At 32.4% G+C, this 23,947-nt stretch carries 26 protein-coding genes and 1 riboswitch; of the genes, 19 read left to right on the forward strand and 7 right to left on the reverse strand.

Going from position 1 to position 23,947, the window contains the following annotated elements; all coding sequences use genetic code 11:
• Nucleotides 1-126: 126 nt before the first annotated feature.
• The gene (locus tag B5E75_RS08015; protein WP_087358230.1) at nt 127-1,044 is read right to left on the reverse strand and encodes a diacylglycerol/lipid kinase family protein; all 918 of its coding nucleotides are present in this window, start codon (nt 1,042-1,044) and stop codon (nt 127-129) included.
• Nucleotides 1,045-1,095: 51 nt separating this feature from the next.
• Nucleotides 1,096-2,331, reverse strand: a complete 1,236-nt coding sequence (gene pepT / locus B5E75_RS08020) for a peptidase T (RefSeq protein WP_087358231.1) — start codon at nt 2,329-2,331, stop codon at nt 1,096-1,098.
• 100 nt (nt 2,332-2,431) lie between these two features.
• Here pepT and B5E75_RS08025 point away from each other — a divergent pair, with 100 nt between their 5' ends.
• The 10 genes from B5E75_RS08025 (at nt 2,432) to B5E75_RS08070 (ending at nt 11,320) form a co-directional block, all read left to right on the forward strand.
• Nucleotides 2,432-3,019: a ribonuclease H1 domain-containing protein gene (locus tag B5E75_RS08025; protein WP_087358232.1), complete on the forward strand. Its 588-nt coding sequence runs from the start codon at nt 2,432-2,434 to the stop codon at nt 3,017-3,019.
• A complete protein-coding gene (locus tag B5E75_RS08030; protein WP_087358233.1) occupies nt 3,016-3,930 on the forward strand; it encodes an exonuclease domain-containing protein in 915 nt (304 codons plus the stop codon). Before B5E75_RS08025 ends, B5E75_RS08030 begins: the two co-directional genes overlap by 4 nt.
• Nucleotides 3,921-4,490, forward strand: a complete 570-nt coding sequence (locus B5E75_RS08035; protein WP_205089365.1) for a GNAT family N-acetyltransferase — start codon at nt 3,921-3,923, stop codon at nt 4,488-4,490. The genes B5E75_RS08030 and B5E75_RS08035 overlap by 10 nt, the downstream gene beginning before the upstream one ends.
• Nucleotides 4,491-4,516: 26 nt before the next feature.
• Complete coding sequence (glf, locus tag B5E75_RS08040; RefSeq protein WP_087358234.1) at nt 4,517-5,653, forward strand: UDP-galactopyranose mutase; 1,137 nt, start codon at nt 4,517-4,519, stop codon at nt 5,651-5,653.
• A 9-nt stretch (nt 5,654-5,662) separates the two neighbouring features.
• Complete coding sequence (locus B5E75_RS08045) at nt 5,663-6,679, forward strand: glycosyltransferase family 2 protein (protein ID WP_087358235.1); 1,017 nt, start codon at nt 5,663-5,665, stop codon at nt 6,677-6,679.
• Complete coding sequence (locus B5E75_RS08050) at nt 6,679-7,320, forward strand: phosphatase PAP2 family protein (protein WP_087358236.1); 642 nt, start codon at nt 6,679-6,681, stop codon at nt 7,318-7,320. Before B5E75_RS08045 ends, B5E75_RS08050 begins: the two co-directional genes overlap by 1 nt.
• 66 nt (nt 7,321-7,386) lie before the next feature.
• Nucleotides 7,387-8,253, forward strand: coding sequence for a tyrosine-type recombinase/integrase (locus B5E75_RS08055; RefSeq protein WP_087358237.1), 867 nt, complete (start codon nt 7,387-7,389; stop codon nt 8,251-8,253).
• A 52-nt stretch (nt 8,254-8,305) separates the two neighbouring features.
• Nucleotides 8,306-9,277, forward strand: a complete 972-nt coding sequence (locus B5E75_RS08060) for a DUF7309 domain-containing protein (RefSeq protein WP_087358238.1) — start codon at nt 8,306-8,308, stop codon at nt 9,275-9,277.
• Nucleotides 9,278-9,360: 83 nt separating this feature from the next.
• Nucleotides 9,361-10,962, forward strand: a complete 1,602-nt coding sequence (locus tag B5E75_RS08065; RefSeq protein ID WP_087358239.1) for an ABC-F family ATP-binding cassette domain-containing protein — start codon at nt 9,361-9,363, stop codon at nt 10,960-10,962.
• Nucleotides 10,963-11,056: 94 nt separating this feature from the next.
• Entirely contained in the window at nt 11,057-11,320 is a 264-nt protein-coding gene (locus B5E75_RS08070; RefSeq protein ID WP_087358240.1) for a heavy metal-binding domain-containing protein, read from the forward strand.
• Between the two features lie 36 nt (nt 11,321-11,356).
• On the opposite strand, the gene B5E75_RS08075 is transcribed toward B5E75_RS08070, so the two are convergent.
• The gene (locus B5E75_RS08075; RefSeq protein ID WP_087358241.1) at nt 11,357-11,860 is read right to left on the reverse strand and encodes a flavin reductase; all 504 of its coding nucleotides are present in this window, start codon (nt 11,858-11,860) and stop codon (nt 11,357-11,359) included.
• A 67-nt stretch (nt 11,861-11,927) separates the two neighbouring features.
• On the opposite strand from B5E75_RS08075, the gene B5E75_RS08080 reads away from it, so the two are divergent.
• A complete protein-coding gene (locus B5E75_RS08080) occupies nt 11,928-12,854 on the forward strand; it encodes an alpha/beta hydrolase (protein WP_241146644.1) in 927 nt (308 codons plus the stop codon).
• Between the two features lie 17 nt (nt 12,855-12,871).
• Here B5E75_RS08080 and B5E75_RS08085 read toward each other — a convergent pair whose 3' ends face one another.
• The 4 genes from B5E75_RS08085 to B5E75_RS08100 all read right to left on the reverse strand — a co-directional run bounded on the left by B5E75_RS08085 (nt 12,872) and on the right by B5E75_RS08100 (nt 15,454).
• Nucleotides 12,872-13,057, reverse strand: a complete 186-nt coding sequence (locus tag B5E75_RS08085; RefSeq protein ID WP_087358242.1) for a hypothetical protein — start codon at nt 13,055-13,057, stop codon at nt 12,872-12,874.
• A gap of 449 nt (nt 13,058-13,506) precedes the next feature.
• Nucleotides 13,507-14,112, reverse strand: a complete 606-nt coding sequence (locus B5E75_RS08090; RefSeq protein WP_087358243.1) for an ATP-binding cassette domain-containing protein — start codon at nt 14,110-14,112, stop codon at nt 13,507-13,509.
• A gap of 9 nt (nt 14,113-14,121) precedes the next feature.
• The gene (locus tag B5E75_RS08095) at nt 14,122-14,619 is read right to left on the reverse strand and encodes a hypothetical protein (protein ID WP_087358244.1); all 498 of its coding nucleotides are present in this window, start codon (nt 14,617-14,619) and stop codon (nt 14,122-14,124) included.
• Nucleotides 14,612-15,454, reverse strand: coding sequence for a hypothetical protein (locus B5E75_RS08100; protein WP_087358245.1), 843 nt, complete (start codon nt 15,452-15,454; stop codon nt 14,612-14,614). The genes B5E75_RS08095 and B5E75_RS08100 overlap by 8 nt, the downstream gene beginning before the upstream one ends.
• A 154-nt stretch (nt 15,455-15,608) precedes the next feature.
• On the opposite strand from B5E75_RS08100, the gene B5E75_RS08105 reads away from it, so the two are divergent.
• The 8 genes from B5E75_RS08105 (at nt 15,609) to purD (ending at nt 23,939) form a co-directional block, all read left to right on the forward strand.
• Nucleotides 15,609-16,313 (forward strand): LytTR family transcriptional regulator DNA-binding domain-containing protein, encoded by a 705-nt coding sequence (locus tag B5E75_RS08105; RefSeq protein ID WP_087358246.1) that lies wholly within the window; start codon nt 15,609-15,611, stop codon nt 16,311-16,313.
• Nucleotides 16,314-16,360: 47 nt separating this feature from the next.
• Nucleotides 16,361-16,440: riboswitch (ZMP/ZTP riboswitch) on the forward strand.
• A gap of 126 nt (nt 16,441-16,566) precedes the next feature.
• Nucleotides 16,567-18,237 carry a formate--tetrahydrofolate ligase gene (locus B5E75_RS08110; RefSeq protein WP_087358247.1) on the forward strand — a complete coding sequence of 557 codons (1,671 nt, stop codon included), beginning with the start codon at nt 16,567-16,569 and terminating at the stop codon, nt 18,235-18,237.
• Nucleotides 18,238-18,253: 16 nt separating this feature from the next.
• Nucleotides 18,254-18,742, forward strand: coding sequence for a 5-(carboxyamino)imidazole ribonucleotide mutase (purE, locus tag B5E75_RS08115; protein ID WP_087358276.1), 489 nt, complete (start codon nt 18,254-18,256; stop codon nt 18,740-18,742).
• 18 nt (nt 18,743-18,760) lie between these two features.
• On the forward strand, nt 18,761-19,465 hold the full coding sequence (gene purC / locus B5E75_RS08120) for a phosphoribosylaminoimidazolesuccinocarboxamide synthase (protein ID WP_087358248.1): 705 nt from the start codon (nt 18,761-18,763) through the stop codon (nt 19,463-19,465).
• A gap of 11 nt (nt 19,466-19,476) precedes the next feature.
• Nucleotides 19,477-20,502 carry a phosphoribosylformylglycinamidine cyclo-ligase gene (purM, locus tag B5E75_RS08125; protein WP_087358249.1) on the forward strand — a complete coding sequence of 342 codons (1,026 nt, stop codon included), beginning with the start codon at nt 19,477-19,479 and terminating at the stop codon, nt 20,500-20,502.
• Entirely contained in the window at nt 20,496-21,089 is a 594-nt protein-coding gene (gene purN, locus B5E75_RS08130) for a phosphoribosylglycinamide formyltransferase (protein ID WP_087358250.1), read from the forward strand. Before purM ends, purN begins: the two co-directional genes overlap by 7 nt.
• Nucleotides 21,090-22,613, forward strand: coding sequence for a bifunctional phosphoribosylaminoimidazolecarboxamide formyltransferase/IMP cyclohydrolase (gene purH, locus B5E75_RS08135; RefSeq protein ID WP_087358251.1), 1,524 nt, complete (start codon nt 21,090-21,092; stop codon nt 22,611-22,613).
• A gap of 69 nt (nt 22,614-22,682) precedes the next feature.
• On the forward strand, nt 22,683-23,939 hold the full coding sequence (purD, locus tag B5E75_RS08140) for a phosphoribosylamine--glycine ligase (RefSeq protein ID WP_087358252.1): 1,257 nt from the start codon (nt 22,683-22,685) through the stop codon (nt 23,937-23,939).
• Nucleotides 23,940-23,947 lie beyond the last annotated feature (8 nt).

Genomic DNA, 23,947 nt, shown 5'->3' on the forward strand with positions numbered 1-23,947 from the left:
AACGTTTACATATTTCTATTTTTAGTTCTTTAGAATATTTGCTTTTTCTTCCCAATATAAAAACCTCCCGTATCAGTGTTTAATTATTTACACTGTCTACTAGGAGGTTATCATATCATATTGTACTCATAGCTTCTCTTTATATTCTAGACTTTTAGGAATAATGACACATAAAGATTGTTTTTCAACCGTGACATGAATAGGGAAGGTTGTTCCTTTTTCACCATCAACATCATAGATAATATTTTTATCACATTCAATGATTAATTCTTTAGCTTGAATATAAGTGATAAAAGGACTTTTTTCATGACTGTTTAAAGTATAATCTTTGAATAGAGAAATTAAGTCAGTTGCTGAACACTTTTTGATAATCAATAAATCCAATTGACCATCTTGGATATTAGCATGAGGTGTGATATCTTTAAAGCCTCCCACTTGAGAAGTGTTAGTAATCATAAATAATTTTGCATCTTCTTCAAAATGTTGTCCATCAGCTTCCACTTTTAAATGTAATGATGTGTGTAATTGTGATGGTAATTGTCGAATGCCACTAATATAATAGGCTAAAGGACCAAATCTTTCTTTATCATTTTTAGATACTTGAAAACTGATGTCACTAAACATGCCACCAGCAATAACATTAGCAAAATATTGTTCATTGACTTTACCAATATCTACTTTCATTGTCTGGAAGTCTTGAATCATTTGAATGAAATCATCAGTATTATGAGGTAAATGTAAGTGATTTGCAAAATCATTAACAGTACCACCAGGTAATATCGCAAGAGGAGTCAGTAAGTGATTTTCAATAAAGCCATTAATGATTTCATTAACAGTTCCATCACCACCCACACTCACAACAAAATCATAATCTCCATCTTGAATCTTTAAACTACGCTTGTAGGCATCATCTTTCTTTTGAGTATAAAAGATGTCAACAGTATGAACAATTTGTTTTAAAATCAGTTGACCAATGAGCTGATCAAGTTTTTTTTGAATGGTTTTTGTTCCTGAACTTGGATTAATAATAAATAAACATTTCATAGTGAACACTTCCTTATATTTATTTTACCATCCTTAAAAAAGAAGATAAACCTAAAATGGTATATCTTCATGAGCATAGACATTATTTCTCACTAATCTTAAAAGGAGTTCTACACCTTTTTTCATCATTGTAATAGAAACAAATTCATAAGGACCATGACAATAGAAACCACCTGTTCCTAGATTAGGACAGGGAAGACCATTAAAAGAGAGACGGGCACCATCTGTACCACCACGAATTGGCGTAATTTCTGGACGTAATCCAACATCTTCCATAGCAGTTTCAACTTGTTCAATGATATGAGGATGGTCTTTGATAATATCTTTCATATTAAGATATTGTTCATGCATGGTAATATCAATCGCTTCATAGCCATAGAAACTATTTAAATAAGATTGAATACGAGAAAAGTCATTGAGTTGTTGTTTCAGTTCTAAATAATCATGATTGCGGACAATATATTCTAAATGTGTTTTTTCACATGTTCCCTGCATATGAACAAGATGGTGAAAACCTTCATAACCTTCAGTCAATTGTGGTTTTTGTCCAGCAGGTAACATAGAATGGAATGTCATAGCGACTTCTTGAGAATTGACCATTTTATTTTTAGCACTTCCCGGATGAATACTTTGACCTATGATGTCTACAAGCACTTGGTAGGCATTAAAGTTTTCAAAATGGAATTGATTGATGTCACCACCATCAATTGTATACGCATAATCAGCTTGAAAAATATCTAAATCAAAATGTTCAGTTCCACGTCCTACTTCTTCATCTGGGGTAAAAGCAATCATAATATCATTATGTAAAAATTCAGGATGTTTATACATATATTCAGCCATACTCATAATGATTGCAATACCTGCTTTATCATCGCCACCAAGAAGCGTTGTGCCATCCGTTGTGATTAAATCATGTCCTATCACTTTTTGAAGATCAGGGAACTCTCTTGGTGATAATAAACGTTCTTCTTTTAATGAAATATCCTTACCATCATAATGACGAATAATTTGGGGATGAATATCTTGACCACTGGCATCGGGTGATGTATCTAAATGAGCAATCAACCCTATAACATCACCTTGATGTTGATTATTAGCAGGAATTTTTCCATAGACCACACCATATTCACTCATTTGTACATCTTTAAGACCTAAAATACGCATTTCTTCAACTAAAAATTGAGCAAATTCTTTTTGACCCGTTGTTGAAGGTGAAATAGTTGAATAAGGATTGGATTGTGTATTAAAGCTTATATATTTTAAAAAACGATTTTCAATTTTCATGATAATACCTTCTTTCACTCATGATTATACCATATCGCTTATATTTTTTACTAGCCAAATGTCATGTTTATGATTATAATAGGGAGCGGAGGTTAAAAAGATGGCAAAATATTATGCAGTGAAAAAAGGAAGAAAGATCGGTATTTTTTCAACTTGGGAAGAATGTGAATCGATGGTCAAAGGGTTTAAAGGAGCTTTGTATAAATCATTTTCATCTTTAGAAGATGCACAAAACTATTTGAATGAACAAATACCATCTTTTCATGAGCAGGGATTAATTGCTTATGTGGATGGCAGTTTTAATCAAAAGACGGGTGAATATGGTTATGGCTGTGTTTTGATTGATGGACAACAAGTCATTTTAAAAATCAATGGAAAAGGGAAACATCCTGATTATGTCAGTATGCGAAATGTAGCTGGTGAAATTGCCGGAGCTCATCAGGCAATCTGTTATGCGATAGAACATCAATATCCTATGATTTGTATTTATTATGATTATGAGGGAATTGAAAAATGGGCTAATCATACATGGATGGCACGTCGTCAAGGAACACAGGCTTATCAAACTTTTATTGATGAAAGTCGTCAAAAGATTGAGATACATTTTATGAAAGTTTTAGCACATAGTGGGGATTTGTATAATGAAATGGCTGATCTTCTGGCTAAAAAGGCGGTTGGAATAGCATGAGTGAAAAGATAACCGTTTTTGATATAGAAGTTTTAAATCAAGATCCTGCCAGTGTATGTGCGATTGGTATTGTACAAATTCAAGATTTACAAGTTGTATCAACCTATTATTCATTAATAAAACCCAAGAATTTAAGCTTTGATCCTTATCGTTTTAGAGTTCATCAGATTCGACCTCAATCATTGTATAAAGAAAAAGCATTTCCAGAAGTGTGGAAAGACATTCATCATTATTTTGAAAATACGATTGTTGTATCACATGATATTCAAGGAGATATGATGAATTTAAGGGCTGCTTTAAAACAGTATCATATGACTTATCCACGCTTAATGATGTCATGTACCAATGTTTTAGCACATCTTGTTTATCCAAAACTTTCAAAATATAATTTAAAAGATTTATCCATTATGAATGGTTTTCAATTTCAGGCACATCATGCTTTAGAAGATGCCAAAGCTTGTGCTTATTTATTAATGCAAATGCTAGAACAAGAAGATGTTTCCAGTCTGTATGATTTACATCAAAAATTTCATTTAGAATTTGGTGAAATGAAAGAAAACTATTATCGTAATATCATTTCTGCTGAATCAGTTGTTCAACTATTAGAAATGAATCAAAGAGAAGATGCTTTATTGTATCATCAATCAGTCTGTTTTACAGGAAAACTCTATATGCCTCGAGAAGTCTTAGAAGAAAAGACAAAAGAGGCTTGTGCATTATCAACCAATCAAGTCAGTACGCATACAAATTATCTTGTGATTGGTGGTAGAGGTTATCATAAAGTACGTTTTGGTAAAGAGAATAAAAAGGTTAAGAAAGCTTTACATCTGATGAAACAGGGACAGGATTTAAGAATTATTCATGAAAAAGAATATTTAAAACTCTTAGAAGGGAGAAAAGAATGTCTATAAATATAAAAGTTGCTTCCATAGATGATGGAGCAGATATTTTAAATATATATGCACCTTATGTGCAATCTAGCAACATTACTTTTGAATATGATGTTCCTTCCTTAGAAGAAATGCAACAGCGTATTGCACAGACATTGTGTCAATATCCCTATCTTATCGCCAAAGACAATGACCGTGTTGTCGGTTATGCTTATGCTTCTGCATTTGCTTCAAGGGCTGCTTATCAGTGGGGCAGTGAGCTTTCTATTTATATTGATTCTCACTATCATGGTCAAGGCGTTGGAAGACAGCTTTATCAAAGTTTGTTGCATATCTTAAAAATTATGCACATACAACATGTCTATGCTTGTATTACTCATCCCAATATAAAAAGTGAAAAATTTCATGAAGCTTTTGGTTTTCAATATATTGGTTGTTTTCATCATGCAGGGTATAAGTTTCATCAATGGCATGATATTGTATGGATGGAAAAAACAATTGGTAATGAAGATGATGTTCAACCAATTATTCCTTTTTCATCCCTGACAAGAGAACAAATTGAATCATGTTTAGGTTTATGATATGATAAATAAAATGAGGTGAAAGAATGGATACATTAATTATTGGAAGTGGTTTTGCAGGAAGTGTTGTAGCGAGAGTTTTAGCTGAAAAAGGAGAAAAAGTCAAAATTATTGAAAAGAGAAATCATATTGGTGGCAACTGTTATGATGAATATGATGAATATGGTATATTGGTTCATAAGTATGGTCCTCATATTTTTCATACGAATAATAAGGAAGTTTTTGACTTTTTATCACGTTTTACAAAATGGTATGATTATCGCCATGAAGTAGCTGGAAATGTCTATGGAAAGATTATACCGATTCCTTTTAACTTAAATACTTTAATGATTGTTTTTGGAAAGGAAAAAGGAGAACGCTTAAAACAGGAATTGATTGCTGCATATGGCAAAAATGCCCGTGTTCCTATTTTAGAATTACAGAAGAATCCTTCTTTGGGTATACAGGAAGTCGCTCAATATGTGTATGAAAATATCTTTTTGAAATATACGATGAAACAATGGAATCAAAAACCTGAAGAAGTTGATCAAAGCGTAACTGCCAGAGTACCGGTTTTGATTTCTTATGATAATCGTTATTTTCAAGATATTTATCAAGGTATGCCATTAGAGGGTTATACAAAGTTATTTGAAAAGATGTTGGATCATGATCATATTGAAGTAGAATTGAACAAGGATGCAAAAGAGGATTTGACTTTTGATTTTGAAAAGAAACAAATCTTTTATCAAGGAAAACTATGGCAGGGCAAAGTTATTTTTACTGGAGCTATTGATACTTTCTTTGATCATTGTTTAGGAAGATTGCCTTATCGTTCATTACGCTTTGTTTATGAGCATTATCCTCAAGATCATTATCAAAGTCATGGTGTCATTAATTATACAGTCAGTGAAGATTATACACGCATTACAGAGTTTAAATATTTGACAGGACAGGACATTTCAGGAACAACGATTGTTAAAGAATATCCTGAGGTTTATCATGATGAAAGACAAGTCCCTTACTATGCGATTTTGTCACCAGAAAATTTAAAGATGTATCAAAAATATGTAGATTATGTCAAACCTTTTTCACAGTTTTATTTATTAGGTCGTCTGGCTCAATATAAATATTATAATATTGATGGAATTGTTGAAGAAGCCTTAAAACTGGCTGAAACATTATAGGAGGAAGTTATGAAATATTTAAGTATTGCAATCCCATGTTATAACTCACAGGAATATATGGATAAAGCCATTGAATCATGTCTGATTTTAAAAGATGATGTGGAAATTATTATTGTTGATGATGGTTCTTCAGATTTGACTGCCAAAAAAGGTGATGACTGGGCAGCTTTATATCCAGATACAATTAAATGTGTGCATCAAGAAAATGGTGGACATGGACAGGCTGTTAATACGGGGTTAAAAAATGCCACAGGACTCTATTTTAAGGTATTGGATAGTGATGACTGGTTTGATCGTTCATCTCTTGTAAAAGTGATTGAAACAATAAAAAAACTTCATTCAAAAGATGAAGATGTAGATATGTTTATTGCGAATTACGTTTATGAAAAACCAAGTGCTAATAAATCAAGTGTGATTAAATATACAAATGCTTTACCGCAAAATAGAACGTTTAGATGGTATGATTTAAAACATTTTTATCCTCAACAAAACTTATTAATGCATAGTGTCATCTATCGTACTCAATTATTAAGAAACTGTAATCTAGAATTACCAAAACATACTTTCTATGTTGATAATTTATTTGTTTATCAACCTTTACCTTATGTGAATACACTTTATTATTTAAATGTAGATTTATATCGTTATTATATTGGTAGAGAAGATCAGTCAGTGAATGAAAAAATCATGATTTCACGTATTGATCAGCAGATTAAAGTGAATAAATTAATGATTGATTGTTGTGATGTGATGAAATTAAAAAGTCGTAAATTAAGAAATTATATGATTAAATATTTAACAATGATTACAACAGTATCTACTGTTTTAATGATTAAATCAGGAACTGCTGAAAATCTTCAAAAGAAAGATGAATTATGGGATTATTTGAAAAATAAAAATCCAGAGCTTTATAAAGCTGTCAAACATACACTATTAGGTTCAATGATGGAAATGGATGGACGTGTTGGTAAAAAGATTATTACAACAGGATACGCTATTTCTAGAAAGTTATTTGGATTTAATTAATGAAACGTTTCTTATATCGCTATCGTCATGCTTGGGTATTTACATATTTTATTATTTATTTACCTTGGTATTTTGGCTTACAGTTAAGAGAGATTTCATTTCATGATGTCTATATAGGGATAGATGCTATGACTCCATTTATATCATGGTTTATCTATCCTTATATCTACTGGTTTCTTTTTGTGGCTGGAACGATTGGTTATTTGTTTTTCACACATCGTCGTGATTTCTATAAATGTGTTGCTTTTTTGTTTATAGGTATGACAATCTGTTTAATTATTTTTACAGTTTATCCAACAAGTTTTGATCATCGACCAGTCATTGAAGGACAATCTTTATCAATGAATCTTGTTCAATTCATTTATCAAGCTGATAAAAGTCAAAATGTCTTTCCTAGTATTCATGTGTATAATTCTATTGGTTGTGCTATTGCACTTATGAAATGTCAAAATATCAGTCATCATCAAACAATCAAAATCTTTGCGATTGTTTCTGCTGTTATGATTACATTATCAACGATGTTTATTAAACAACATTCTTTTTTAGATGCTGTTGGAGCATCTTTACTGGCAGTGATTTTATATATTTTGATTTATAAAGCAGATATTTTTCAAATTGAAAAACGTGTATCTCCAGAATAGTGAAAAACTATTCTTTTTTTCTTAAATGGATAGGATATGTCATAATGAATAAAAGGAGGATTCATTATGCAATTAACATTAGAACATTTATCATTTTATTTCCATCAATGTGAAAATAAAAGACTTAGTCAACATACTTTAAAAGCTTATCGCATTGATTTGAAACAATTTTATGTATTTATGAAAAATAAAGAGATGAATAAACAGGAAATATCATCTTATATTCATTATTTGAATGAACATTTTAAACCAAAGACAGTTAAAAGAAAACTGGCATCACTTCATGCATTTTTTGAAGAACTGGTTTTTAATGAAATACTTCAAGATAATCCTATGCATAAAATCAGATACAAGATTCAAGAAGAAAAGACATTACCCCGTATTATTCAATATCATCAATTACAAGACTTATTTAGATGTTTAAATCATGAACATCATGCTTTTATTCAAAGAGATAAAGCAGTCATTGAGTTATTGATTTCAACAGGAATTAGAGTTTCAGAACTGTGTGCCATTAAAAGAAAAGATATTGATTTAAAAGATCAGTATTTAATTATTTATGGAAAGAACGCTAAAGAAAGGGTCATTTATTTAACAGATGATGTTTGTAAGGCTCTTAAAAATTATGAATTGACTTTCTATGATTACATTCATCAACAAGATTATTTCTTTATGAATAATCAGTATCATCGCTTAACAGATCAATCTGTCCGTCATATTATTAATCATTATACACATGGCTATCATATTACGCCTCATATGTTTCGTCATACTTTTGCGACTATGTTGTTGGAACAGGATGTAGATATTACTTATATTCAAAAAATCTTAGGACATAGTTCCATTACGACAACGAGTATTTATGCATATGCTTCTTTACAAAGACAAAAAGAGATTATGATGCATAAAAATCCTCGTCATTTAATCAAATAAAGGTTTCTTTTTGTTGCGTCTTTATGTATGATAAAAATAAGGTGAAGATGGTATGGATAAAAATATTTGGAAACAATTATATACACTGATTAATGAGTGGATTCAACTTGGAGCATGGAAGTTTATTAGAAGTAATGACTTTGTGGGATTGGAAATCAATGGAGCAACTTATTATTGTACAATTATGGGACAATTAGGAGATTGTATTGGTTTTTCTATTTATGAAGGTGAACAAGGTTACAGAGATTTAAATAGTATTTCATTAGAATACGAGGAGGACCGTGTGATACAGTATATGATGTTTGATCAGACGTGTCTGACTTTCTACATGGGAGATCGTGAAGAAGTTCCTTCAAGTCAAAGACAGATGATGAAAACATTGGGCTTCAAATATCGTGGGAAGGGGAATTGGCCTTACTTTTTATCATTTCAATCAAGATTTTATCCTTATGAAATCAATGATTATCAAGCCAAAATCATGATTCAAGTCTTAGAACAATTGATTCCTTTAATGAAAGCTTATATAAATAAAGAAGTTGTTGTGGATTTTGATCAAGATGAGATGTTGTATACCCATGATGGGATTTATGAAGCGAGAGCCTTACCACCAGTGAAAGATAAATTTCCAACATTAACTATCACTGATAAGGGAAATCTTGAAACCATTCCTCAAAGCTTTCGTCAGTTTATCATTGAATTAGCCTATCTTAAAGGTGGTATCGTTGAAGCCGGTTATGATCGTCCTATCAGTGGACTTGTTTTGTTAGCGATGGAATTAGAATCACAAGAAATTGTTTACATGAATTTATTAAAGGTTGAAGAAGAACAATCTAAAGCCTGTCTGAATATGTTTCAAGAATTATTAGAAGATTATGGAAAACCTACAGAGATTATGATTAGAAATCCTAGAGTCTTTTGTGCCTTATCTTCTATTTGTGAGGTCTGTGGAACAAAGATATATATGACTGCCTTACCAATGATTGATAATATTTTGAATGAAATGGAATATTATATGTCAAAATAATGCCGTTTAATCATGGCATTATTTTGTTTGCAAAAATAAATCTTTCATGTATAATAGAGTGGATTTGTTAAAGGAGAATGAATATGATAGCAACGCAAAATGTATCTTTACGATATGGTGATCGTGCCTTATTTGAAAATGTTTCTATTAAGTTTACAGAAGGAAACTGTTATGGAATTATTGGTGCCAATGGGGCAGGAAAATCAACATTTTTAAAAATTTTAGCTGGTGAAATTGAACCGAATAAAGGTGAAGTGGTAATCACACCGGGACAAAGACTTTCAGTATTAAAGCAGGATCATTTTGCCTATGATGATCAGGAAGTTTTAAAGACTGTTTTAATGGGAAATAAACGTCTTTATGAAATTATGTTAAGAAAAGAAGAATTGTATAGTAAAGCTGATTTTAATGATGAAGATGGTATTGAGTTAGCTGAACTTGAAGGTGAATTCATGGAAATGGATGGATGGAATGCCGAAACGGATGCAGAAATCTTATTAAATGGATTACAGATTACAAGTGAATATCACCATTTATTGATGAAAGAACTGGGTGATCAACAAAAAGTCAAAGTTTTACTAGCTCAAGCTTTGTTTGGCAATCCTGATATTTTATTATTGGACGAGCCAACAAACCATTTAGATTTAAAAAGTGTCACTTGGTTAGAGAATTTCTTATTAAACTTCCCTAATACAGTCATTGTTGTATCCCATGATAGACATTTTTTAAATAAGGTTTGTACACATATTGCTGATATTGATTATAGTAAAATTCAATTATATGTTGGAAACTATGATTTCTGGTATGAATATTCACAGATGATGATAAAACAGGCGAAAGAAATCAATAAAAAAGCAGAAGCTAAGAAAAAGGAATTAGAGGAATTTATTGCTCGTTTTAGTGCCAATGCTTCTAAGGCAAAACAGGCAACATCACGTAAGAAATTATTAGATAATCTAGAAATGGTGGATATTAAACCATCACTGAGAAGATATCCTTTTATTGGTTTTACACCAGAAAGAGAAGTAGGAAACATTGTTTTAACAGTAGAAGATTTGGGTTACAAACAAAATGGTGAACAGATATTTGATCATGTATCTTTTTCATTGTCACCTAAAGATAAGGTTGCTTTTGTTTCTGATCATGAATTAGCCATTACATCTTTCTTTAAGATTATCATGGGAGAAATCACTGATTATACAGGTTCATTTCAATGGGGTGTGACAACTTCAAAATCTTATTTTCCAAAAGATAACAATGAATATTTTGATGATTGTGATTTATCTCTTGTAGAGTGGTTAAGACAATATGCTGGAGAAGATGCTTATGAACAAGATTTAAGAGGATGGCTTGGACGTGTTTTATTCTCTGGTGAAGAAGCATTGAAAAAAGCCAATGTTTTATCTGGTGGAGAAAAAGTGAGATGTATGTTAGCAAAAATGATGATGGCGAATACCAATGTCTTGGTTTTAGATGAACCAACAAACCATTTGGATCTGGAATCTATTCAGGCATTAAATGAAGGTTTAATTCGTTTTAAAGAAAATGTACTCTTTGCTTCTCATGACCATCAATTTGTACAGACGATTGCTAATAGAATTATTGAATTAAAAGAAGATGGATGTATTGATCGTTTATCAACTTATGATGAATATTTAGAATATAAAGAAAAAATGGAAGGTTAAGAGAAATCTTAATCTTTTTTTCATATATTTTTCATATGAATGTGTTATAAATAAGATATATGAATATTGTTGAATAATATAAGGAGGATGCGATATGATTACAACAACATTATCAACTTATCCAGGAAAAAAAGTCGTGAAAGATTTAGGAATTGTTTTTGCTTATGATGATGCTGTGAGGCCGACCAGATTAGCGATGAATATGGAAAAATATCTGGAAACAGCACTCAAGCGTTTAAGTGAAAAAGCTCAAGAAAAAGGAGCAAATGCAGTACTAGGCATATGTTTTGATTTAAGGGATACATTAAAACCTATGTTAATGGGGACAGCAGTGATTTTAGAAGATGAATCATCATGATTAGAATAGGAAAATGAGGATAAAATAATAAGGTGTTTATACCTTTTGGTAAACACCTTTTATTTTTGCGATATAGATATGATGATAATCTTTATCTGGATACCATTTTTCATCAAGAGAAGTATCAATAAAGTTTTCAGCTTTCACAGAATCTTCATAAATTTTTTCTACAATAAAGACAAGCTTTGCTTCTTCAAAAGCAGGAACGCCATCAATAAAAGTAGGATGAAAATGAACATCTTCAATTTTACAAGTATCTCTACCAGAAACCGTTCCTAAGACGGATAATTCTTTTTTATAGCCATCAAAGAATGATAGCGAAAAACATGGTTGTTGATCAACAAATTGTTTTGTATAGCGTTGAGGACGAATATAGGCATGAACAACATTTTCACCCCAGAACACACCCATGCCACCCCATGAAGCTGTCATTGTATTGATTTTTTGTTGATCTCCCGCAGTTATCAACATCCAGTCTTGACCAATGGTCTGAAAAACATTCATATCTAAATCTTTAATATCTATTTTTTGAAAAGCCATCATTTTTCCTCCTTTTCATGATTATAACATAATATATGCACAAAATAAAAATATAAGAGGTGAATCCATGAAAATGAAAAAATTATTAAAAATTTCTCTATGTATCATTATTATCTGTATAATTTTTTTAACAGGAATCACTTTTTATGTTGGCAATTATTTATATGATTATACATTAAATCCTGCTTCTCACCATACACTTTTTGAAAATATGTCAACTCAAAAGAGATCTGATTCTACACAGTGGTTGGATACGCATAGTGTCAATGTATCTATTCAAAGTCATGATGATCTTTTTTTACATGCCAGTTATATTGAACAGGATACTTCTGTTTATGTGATTATGGTTCATGGTTATCGTGGGACAGGTGCCAGTATTATTTCACCCATTAAGCGTTTTTATAAGCAAGGATATAATCTTTTGATTCCAGATTTAAGAGGGCATGGACAAAGTGAGGGGGATTATATTGGAATGGGATGGGATGATCGTTATGATATCATGGGATGGATTGACTATATTATCGCTAAAGACAAGAAGGCTCAAATTATTTTATACGGTGTTTCAATGGGTGGGGCAACAGTTATGGATGTCGCTGGTGAAGATTTGCCTCAACAAGTCAAGGCAGTCATTGAGGATTGTGGCTATACGAGTGTCTGGGATGTTTTTCAATATCATATTCCTATGGAAAAATGGCAAAGTGAGATTGCCCTGCATATGGCGAGTGTGGTGACACGTATACGTGCTGGATATGCTTTAGAGGATGTGAGTCCCTTAAAACAGGTCCAAAAGAGTCACGTTCCGATTTTGTTTATACATGGCAGTGAAGATGATTTTGTTCCTTGTGAAATGGTAAACACGCTTTATCAAAGTGCAACCTGTCCTAAAGAGAAGCTGATTATTGAAGGAGCAGGACATGCTCAAAGCTGTTCAACGGATTCAAAAACTTATTATTCCACAATCTTTCAATTTATTGAACGTTATACAAAAAAATAGATGTTTGAAAACATCTATTAAGATTGTTGTGTACGCATTTCATTTTTTAATTCATATAAAGCATGACGTGTTTCTTCAATATCATCAATGACATCATAAATTGCTTTACGTTGTTGATCAGTCATGCTGTCATCCTTAGAAATTTCAAGAAGTTTTTCTAATGCATGATAAATCGCTTCATTGGCTTGATTTAAACGTTCCATATTCACCCTCCTATAAAAATAAATGTATACTTATCATTATCAATATCATTGAAACATAATGATAACTCGAAATGTGATGAAATACAAGTGAAAAGATAAAGACAAGACTCCAAAGACATAGTTGTAATCCAAGAAAATAATAGGGAATTGGTATGGCTAAAAGATACATCAAAAGAAGATGAATGATGGTATAAAAGCCAAGATAGAAAAACCATTGTTTGAAAAAGAAGAAACTACGTTGAAATAGTGATAAACGAAGTTTGATAAAAGTATCTAAACAGATATACTGGTAAACAATCTGATAAAAAAGAAGACTCCAGATAATTTGAATGAGAATAAAGATAAGATAACGAAAATCAAAGAAAGGATAATGAAAAAGAATATAGGGTGTGAGTGTGGTATAAAGGTGATTGATGATGAAGATTAGACAACTATAAAAAAGTGAAAACTTAATCCATTTCATCTAAATAAAGTTGTCCTTCTAAATGATAAATGTGGGTATAGTGAATATCTGGTAAGTAATCATGAGCTGCAATCATAATCGTATGACCTTGTTGATGTAATTGATTGATAATTTGACAAAAGATGTGAATAGATTCCTGATCTAGACCACGTGTCGGTTCATCTAATAAAATCAATTCTTGTTTTTCCATGATTGCTTGAATGATTCCAGCTTTTTGACGCATTCCTACCGAAAAGTTTTTCAATTTCATACGACTATGAAAATCTAAGTGAAACTGTTGACAGAGTTCTTCAATATATTGTTGATCATAATGATTGTTTAACGATGCAAGAAAGCGAAGATTATAGGCGAGTGTTTCATTTTCTAAAAATCCGGGATTTTCTATTAAAGCACCAATTTGTAAGTCTTTTTTCTTTTCTATAGTTCCTGATGTCGGTTTTAAGATATCACAAATCAGTTTAAATAATGTTGATTTACCTGAACCATTAATTCCATGTATATAAATCAATTCATTGCCTTCTAAATGTAAAGAAAGATGTTGTAAGACTGTGTGTTTATGAAAGTCTTTATTTAAATCTTTAATATCTAACATAATGCCTCCTTAAAATAGTTTTGTAAATACAAGATGAAATAAAAAATTAATAAATACGGGTAAAGCTAAATAAAGAAAGTTTTTCTTATGCCCAATCTGTAAATAAATAATCGTTGCTTCAATCAATGTGATCATCATATTGATAATCATAAAGGTGACTGTGATTCCTAAATCACTTGGAGCAATACTACCAAAAAAGAAATAATAACTAATATAAATGATTACTGTGTATAGGATAGAAATCAGTATTAAAAATAAATAGGCTGTGATATAGGTTGTTTGTTCATTCACTCTTATACGAACAGGTAATAATAATTGATTCATTCTGGCAATCCATTGATAAATCATTAATAAAAAAACATTATTCATATACACAGCAAGATAATGGGAATAAATTAAACAGATGGTATAAGTATTTTTACCACATAAGACAGGTGATGCGATGAGCATCGCCATTAATAAAATAACAACTCTTTGATCTAACAGAGAAAACCATTTTCTAATCATGAGATTCTCTCCTTTTTAATAAAACTTGAAAACAAAGATAACAGATTCCTGCATAAATCAAAAAACAGAGAATATAAAGCGACCAGTGGGATAATCCAAAAGGATTTTCTCTGACATGTTCTAAACCTAAGGCAACGAGATTATTGATTTGTATAATAAAAGCACTATCGGGATAAGGAAGATAGCCTTGTATTAAAGCTGGGAATAAAACAAGCAGAATACCAATAATCACACCACAACAACGATAAACATATTTGTTGGTTATATTGCTTTGTAAAGAAAAGAGCAGTCCTGAGATTAACGCATAACCAAGTGATGTCAAAAGTAAAAAGAAAATAAGATTCAAACATTCATTGGGACATAATAATTGCGTTGTGATGTAGTAACCTTCAGGATAAGTCATGCTTTGAAAATGGATGGGAGCTAACATCATATGACTGACTATCAATAATCCAAGTTGCAAGCAAAGGACAACCAGAAAAGAAGAAATCATATTTTTGATGTAGACTTCTTGATAAAATCTTTGTCTTGTCAGACGGGTTTCAATAGGGTAGACAGCGTGATTTTGATGCATGTTTAAGAGATCATAGGACATAATATTAGGCAACACCAACATCATTAAAATAAAGATGAAGGGATTGGTTCCAATGCGAAATAGACTATAAAAGAATTCTAATCCGGCATTAGGATAAGCCTGTTGATAGCCCGGTGAGGAAAAAATGGATTGTTGAAAACTATAAAACATCGAAATCAACATCAATATAAATACAATCACAATTAAAAATATTTTTTCTTTATAAAGAAATGCTTTCCATAAGAAACGATGTTCTTTCATAAAATGCAATTCCTCCTTTCGTTTATTGCGGTATAACCTTAACAGATTTATGTAAAAATAAATCAAAATTGTGCTAAAAATGCACAAGTAGGAGTAAAAGTGGCATTTTTTCTTTCAAAATGGGTAGGTAAAATAATGCTAGGGAGTGATAGTTATGAAAGTTTTTATTTGTATTGATGATGAAGATTGTATTGAAAATTTAAGTGAATTATTATATCAGACAAAGATTGATGAAAATATGATGATTGATAGTTATACTCAGTATCCTCAGATTTTACGTTCACCATTAAAAGATAGTTATAATGTCGCTTTTATTAGTGATTATATTGATGGAAACAGTGGGTTTAAACTGGGACGTGAGCTACATTGTGTGAATCCAGAATGCTTAATTATTTATATTGGAAATGATTATTCTCATATGCATGAGAGTTTTCGAGCATTTGGTTTTGGAATGTTTTTGAAAAAAGAACTCTATGATTTATTTAATGGTGAGTTTCAAAGGATATGGACACATTATCAGCAGTTACATCACCAAGTTTTATTTTATTTAGATCAAGGGGGTTCACGACGTTTTTTACCAAGTGAAATTGTGTATATTGAGTGTGGACGTTTTCAAACTAAGGTGGTTACGGAAAGTCAATATTTTTATGGTCATTTTCATGATTTAAGTCGCGTAAAGAAAAAATTAATGAATTATTCTTTTTTTCAGATGCATCCTTATTATTTTGTTAATATGCATCATATTTTATTGATTCGAAATGGAGAACTGGAGATGTGTAATGGGGATTGTGTACCGACTTCCATTATGAATAAGGAAGTCATTAATGATGCGATTCAATCTTTTGTGAGTAGTCTTTAAAAATTGTGAATAAATGTTGAAAAAAAAGAGTAGAAATGATATTATTCATGTAGTTATACAACTGACGGAAGTGGAAAGGACCACATGGAAGTATAATGGGAAAGAGTCGACCGTCTGGGCAAATGACCGGATGTTTAGACTCTTTTTTTGGTTTTTCATAAATTGACAGCGATATCAATAGTCAAAAGGATGAATTTATGATATAAAGAAAGTGTCAAGAGGTCATAAAATCAAAACAGAAAGGGTGTTAATGATGTTAACAGATGTAGAAATTGCACAAAGTGCAGTAATGGAACCAATTCAAGAAATTGCGAAAAAAGTAGGATTGAATGAAGATGATTTAGAGCTTTATGGAAAATATAAAGCAAAAATTTCTTTAGAAGCTATTAATCAGCTTCAATCAAAAGATAATGGCAAATTAATTTTAGTTACAGCCATTAACCCAACTCCTGCCGGAGAAGGAAAAACAACGACAATGATTGGTTTATCTCAAGCTTTAAATAAGTTAGGGAAAAAATCAGTTGTCGCTATGCGTGAACCAAGTCTAGGACCATGTTTTGGTATTAAAGGTGGAGCTGCTGGTGGTGGCTATGCGCAAGTGGTGCCAATGGAAGACATTAATTTGCATTTTACAGGTGATATTCATGCGATTACCACAGCGAATAACTTGATTGCAGCTATGCTGGATAATTCAATTCAACAAGGCAATCCGTTAGATATTGATACACGTCAGATTGTCTGGAAACGTTGTGTCGATTTAAATGACCGTGCTTTAAGACATATCGTTGTAGGATTAGGTGGTAAAGTCAATGGTGTGCCTCGAGAAGATGGTTTTGATATTTCAGTGGCAAGTGAAGTCATGGCTATTTTATGTCTGGCAACATCTTTAGAAGATTTAAAACAACGTGCAGGACGTATGATTGTGGCTTATAATCATGCTGGTGAACCAGTGACTGTGGATGATATTCAGGCCACTGGTGCTGTCACATTATTATTGAAAGATGCGATTAAACCTAATTTAGTACAAACTTTGGATCATACACCGGTTTTTGTTCATGGAGGACCATTTGCCAATATCGCTCATGGATGTAACTCTGTCATGGCAACCACTTTAGCAATGAAATTAGGTGATTATGCGATTACAGAAGCAGGATTTGGAGCTGATTTAGGGGCTGAAAAGTTCTTAGATATTAAATGTCGTCAAGCTGGATTAAAACCTGATGCAGTTGTGATTGTGGCAACTGTACGTGCTTTAAAAATGCATGGTGGTGTTGCGAAAAAGGATTTAGGAGAAGAAAATTTAGAAGCTTTACGTAAAGGAATTGAAAACTTAGAAAAACATATTGAAAATATTCATAAATATCATTTACCTAGTGTTGTGGCTATTAATGCTTTTCCAACAGACACAGAAGCTGAACTTCAGTTGTTGAAGGATATTTGTTTACAAAAAGGTGTTGATGTCGCTATCAGTGAAGTTTGGGCAAAGGGAGCTGATGGGGGTATTGAATTAGCTGAAAAATTGTTAGATGTTTTAGATACACAGGCAGCTGATTTTGAGCCTTTATATGATTTGGATTTATCTATTGAAGAAAAAATCAAAGTCATTGCCAGAGAAATCTATGGTGCTAATGATGTGACCTTCACAAAGAAAGTCATCAATAAAATGAAGAAATATGAAGCACAAGGATTAGGAAAGTTACCAATCTGTATTGCAAAAACACAATATTCACTTTCTGATGATCCAACTTTACTTGGTCGTCCAAGTGGATTTGTAGTTAAAATCAATGATTTGATTCCTAACACAGGAGCAGGTTTTTTAGTTGCGATTAGTGGTGATATTATGCGTATGCCGGGATTACCTAAACAACCTGCAGCAGTGAATATGGATATAGATGAAGATGGAAAAATTGTGGGATTATTTTAAGGAAAGGAATGAAACAATGAAAGTTGCAGTGATTATGGGTTCAACAAGTGATTTACCTAAAGTTGAACCAGCGATTCAGATTTTAAAAGATTATGGTGTCGATGTACAGGTGAGATGTTTATCTGCTCATCGTGCACATGCAGGATTAAGTGCCTTTATGGAAGAAGTGAATACCAATGGTACAGAAGTGATTATTACAGCGGCTGGGATGGCCGCAGCCCTTCCAGGTGTTGTCGCTTCTCAAACCGTATTACCTGTCATTGGTGTTCCGCTAAGTGGGGCGACATTAGATGGTATGGATGCTTTATTATCAATTGTCCAGATGCCTTCTGGTATTCCCGTTGCGACAGTCGCTATTAATGGAAGTAAAAATGCAGCTTATTTAGCTTTACAGATGATGGCTGTTCATCATGAACAATTAAAGGCAAAATTATTAGCTTTCCGTCAGGACAATGAAAAACAGGCAATGAAAGCAAATCAGGAAATTATGGAAAAATATCAATAAATAAAGGAGAATCAAACAATGGCAAAATTATTATATGAAGGAAAAGCAAAACAAGTTTATGAAACAGAAAATCCAAATGAATACATTATTCATTATAAAGATGATGCAACAGCTGGTAACGGAGTGAAACATGATCAGTTTGAAGGAAAAGGTGTTTTAAACAATACAATTTCTTGTATTATCTTTGATATGTTAGAAGAAGCAGGAATCAAAACACATATGATTGAAAAAATCAATGAAAGAGATATTCGTGTGAAAAAAGTAGAAATCTTCCCATTGGAAGTTATTATTAGAAATATTACAACAGGATCATTCTGTAAAAGATTAGGGGCTAAAGAAGGTATTGTTTTAGATGAACCAATATTCGAATTAAGTTATAAAAATGATGATTATGGTGATCCATTGATTAATGATGATCATGCAGTCGCATTAGGACTTGCGACTCGTGAAGAATTAAAATATATTCGTGAAACAACATTAAAGATTAATGAATTATTAAAAGCATTTTTCTTGAAATTAAATTTAAAATTGGTTGATTTTAAAATTGAATTTGGAAAAACAGAAGATGGTCAAATCTTATTAGCTGATGAAATTTCACCTGATTCTTGTCGTTTATGGGATGTGGATACAAATCAAAAATATGATAAAGATGTCTTTAGACAAGATATTGGAGATTTAATTGAAACTTATAAAGCAGTACTAGCAAGAATGGAAAATAAATAAGGAGTATAAATATGGATTATAAAAAAGCGGGTGTAGATATTGAAGCTGGGTATCAATCAGTGGAATTGATGAAGGAACATGTCAAAGCGACAATGCGTCCAGAAGTGCTTGGAGGATTAGGTGGTTTTGCCGGTGCCTTTGATTTAAGTGCTATTAAAAATATGGAAGACCCTGTCTTGTTGTCAGGAACTGATGGTTGTGGAACAAAGGTCAAATTAGCTTTTATCTTAGATAAACATGATACGATTGGGATTGATGCAGTCGCTATGTGTGTTAATGATATTGCATGTAGTGGAGGAGAACCTTTATTTTTCCTGGATTATATTGCTTGTGGAAAGAACTATCCTGAAAAAATTGCGACGATTGTTAAAGGGGTGGCTGAAGGATGTATTCAGTCTGAGTGTGCATTAGTTGGTGGTGAAACAGCTGAACATCCGGGATTAATGCCAGAAAATGATTATGATTTAGCTGGTTTTGCAGTCGGTGTCGTGGATAAAAAAGATATTATTGATGGTTCAACAATTGAAGCAGGCGATGTTTTGATTGGTATCGCTTCAAGTGGTGTTCATAGTAATGGTTTTTCTCTTGTCAGAAAAGTTTTTGAGATGAGTGAAGCATCTTTAAATACATATTATGATGAATTAAAGGGAACATTGGGTGAAGTCTTATTAACACCAACAAGAATTTATGTCAAAGCTTTAAAGAATATCAAAAATGCAGGTGTGAAGATTAAAGGATGTTCTCATATTACTGGTGGCGGATTTTATGAAAATGTACCAAGAATGTTACCAGAAAATGCTTTGGCTGTCATTGAAAAGAACAGTTATCCAATCCCACCAATCTTTGATTTGATTCAAAAACAAGGACAGATTGAAGAACAGATGATGTATAATACTTTCAATATGGGTCTTGGTATGGTCATTGCAGTGAATAAAGAAGATGTTGATACAGTTTTAAAAGCGATTGAAGCTTCTGGTGATCATAGTTATGTTGTGGGACATATTGAAGCAGGTCAAAAAGGAGTTCAATTATGTTAAAGATTGCTGTGATGATTTCTGGGGGCGGAACAGATTTACAGTCAATTATAGATGCCTGTCAGGCAGGAAAAATCAATGGACAGATTGAACTTGTCGTTTCTAATCGTCAAAAGGCATATGGCTTAGAGCGTGCTCAAAAAGCAGGAATTGAAACAGCTGTTGTCAAAAAGAATGATGCATTGATTGTTTCCATGTTCAAGGAAAGACAGATTGATTTGGTTGTTTTAGCTGGTTATTTAGCCATTTTAACAGATGAACTGATTGATGCTTATCCAAATCAGATTATCAATATTCATCCTTCATTGATTCCTTCTTTTTGTGGAGCTGGGATGTACGGGATGCATGTTCATGAGGCTGTGTTGAATAGAGGTGTCAAAGTCAGTGGGGCAACTGTTCATTTTGTCAGCCGTGAAATTGATGGTGGACCGATTATTAAACAGGTGGCTTGTGATATTTCTGATTTAGATAAAGCTGAGGATATTCAGGCAAGAGTCTTAGAGATTGAACATCAAATTTTACCTGAAGTTGTAGGATTATATTGTGATGGAAGAATACAAATTGAAAATGGAAGGGTAAAGGTGATTTAAATGAAAAGAGCTTTGATTTCTGTAACGAATAAAGATGGTATTGTGGATTTTGCGAAAGGTTTGGTTGAATTAGGATTTGAAATTGTTTCAACAGGTGGAACAATGAAAGTCTTAGAAGATAATGGTGTCAGCTGTATTGCGATTGATGATGTGACTGGTTTTCCAGAAATGTTAGATGGGAGAGTGAAAACTTTACATCCTAAAGTTCATGGTGGATTGTTATTTAAAAGAGATAATCCTGAACATGTCAAAACAATTCAAGAACACAATATTCAACCGATTGACTTGGTTTGTGTGAATTTATATGAATTTGAAAAAGCTTTAAAAGCTGGTAAACCCATGGAAGATATGATTGAAAATATTGATATTGGTGGACCTTCTATGATTAGAAGTGCAGCTAAAAACTTTAAAGATGTTTTGATTGTCACTGATCCTCGTGATTATACAAAAGTTTTAGAAACGATTCAAAATCATCAAGATGATTATGATTTTAGATTACATTTAGCTTATAAAGCTTTTAGTACAACTGGAGCCTATGACGCCATGATTTCACGTTATTTTGCGGATGTATGCCATGATGAATTCCCAGATACTTTAAATATTTCTTTAAAGAAAGTGGAACATTTACGTTATGGGGAAAACTCTCAACAGGCTGCTAATAAATATGAAGACAGTTATGTTCAAAAATCATTATTGGATTATGAACAATTACATGGTAAAGAAATATCTTTTAATAATGTGAATGATTTATATGGAGCTGTGGCTTTAGTGAGAGAATTTGGTGATCAGATTGTCACAGCGGCTATTAAACATTCTACACCTTGTGGAGTGGCTGTTGGAAAAACAGGTTATGATTCTTATATGAAAGCTTATGAAGCTGATCCACAATCTATCTTTGGTGGTATTGTGGCTGTGAACTATAAAATTGATAAACAAACAGCTGAGCAGATGCATAAGATTTTCTTAGAAATTGTAGCTGCACCTGATTTTGACGTGGATGCTTTGGAAGTTTTAAAGAAAAAGAAAAATTTACGTATCTTAAAGTTAAAGAATTTAGATGCCAGAGATGCCAAATATGATATTAAATATCTTGAAGGAAAAGTTTTGGTTCAAGAATTAAATACAAAGATGATTGATGAAATGAAAGTTGTCACTGAAGCAAAGCCTACACCAGAACAGCTAACAGATATGGAATTTGGTATGAAAGTCGTTAAATATGTCAAATCAAATGCCATCTGTATTGTGAAAAATGGTGTCACATTAGCGATTGGTGGTGGACAAACTTCACGTGTCTGGGCATTGGAAAATGCGATTAGAAATAATCCAGATAAAGACTTTAAAGATTCTGTTCTTGCCAGTGATGCATTCTTCCCATTCAATGACTGTGTCGATGTCGCTGCTCAAGCTGGGGTAGGTGCCATTATCCAACCAGGTGGAAGTATCAGAGATCAGGATTCTATTGATTTATGTAATGAAAAGAATATTCCAATGGTCTTTAGTGGATATAGACATTTTAGACATTAATATCATCAGGCATATCTATTATGATATGCCTCCTATAAGTTTATAATGAAATCATCAAAGGAGATATATATGAAAGTATTAGTGATTGGGAGTGGTGGTCGTGAACATGCGATTGCCTATGCTTTATCAAAAAGTCCTCGTGTCAGTGAGATTCATGCGATACCCGGTAATCCAGGTATTGCTAAAATTGGAACTTGTCATTCAGGAAGTGTTGAAGATTTAGATGGTATTTTAAAGTTTGTTGAAGACTATGGAATTGATTTGACAGTGATTGGACCTGAAGTGCCTTTGTGTATGGGATTGGCTGATTTATTGGAAAGTCATGGTCATAAGGTTTTTGGTCCAACAAAGCAAGCAGCAACATTAGAAGGAAGTAAAGCTTTTTCCAAAGATTTTATGAAAAGACATCATATTCCTACAGCAGCGTATCAGGAAGTCAATTCTTATCAAGAAGCTATCCAAGCTTTAAATCAATTTGATTATCCGGTTGTTGTGAAAGCTGATGGTTTAGCGGCAGGGAAAGGTGTTATCATTTGTGAAGATGAAGCGACAGCCAAACAGGCCTTAAAAGAGATGATGGTTGATGGTGCTTTAGATGGTGCTGGGTCAAAGGTTGTCTTAGAAGAATTTTTAACAGGTTTTGAATGTTCATTACTTTGCTTTACAGATGGTGAAACTATTGTTCCAATGGTGAGTGCTAAAGATCATAAACAGATCTATGATGGAAATAAAGGCCCTAATACAGGAGGTATGGGAACTGTATCACCTAATCCTTTCTTACCAGAAGGTATGGATGAAGTTTTCCAGAAAGATATTTTAGAACCATTTATGGCTGGATTAAAAGCTGATCATATGGATTATCGTGGAGTTGTTTTTATTGGGTTAATGATTGAAAACAAGCAACCAAAAGTGCTGGAATTTAATGTGCGTTTTGGTGATCCAGAAACACAATCCATCTTATTAAGATTAGATACAGATTTATTTGATATTATGTATGCTGTGAGTACAAAAACATTAAAAGATGTAAAAGTAAAATGGAAAGATGAACAGGTGGCTTGTCTTGTTCTAGCAAGTGCTGGATATCCTGGAAGTTATGAAAAAGGTAAAGTCATTACAGGTCTTGATCAGCTTGATGATGATATGATTGTCTTCCATGCAGGAACAGCTGTAAATGACAAGGGGGAACTTGTGACAAATGGTGGACGTGTATTAAATATTTGTGCTTTAGGTCAAACATTGGAAGAAACAAGACAAAAGGTTTATCAAGCTGCCACAATCATTGATTTTGATGGTAAATATTATCGTAAAGATATTGGATTAAATTGAGGTGAAAA

The sequence above is a fragment of the Massiliimicrobium timonense genome, assembly GCF_002160865.1.
Taxonomy (GTDB): domain Bacteria; phylum Bacillota_I; class Bacilli_A; order Erysipelotrichales; family Coprobacillaceae; genus Allocoprobacillus.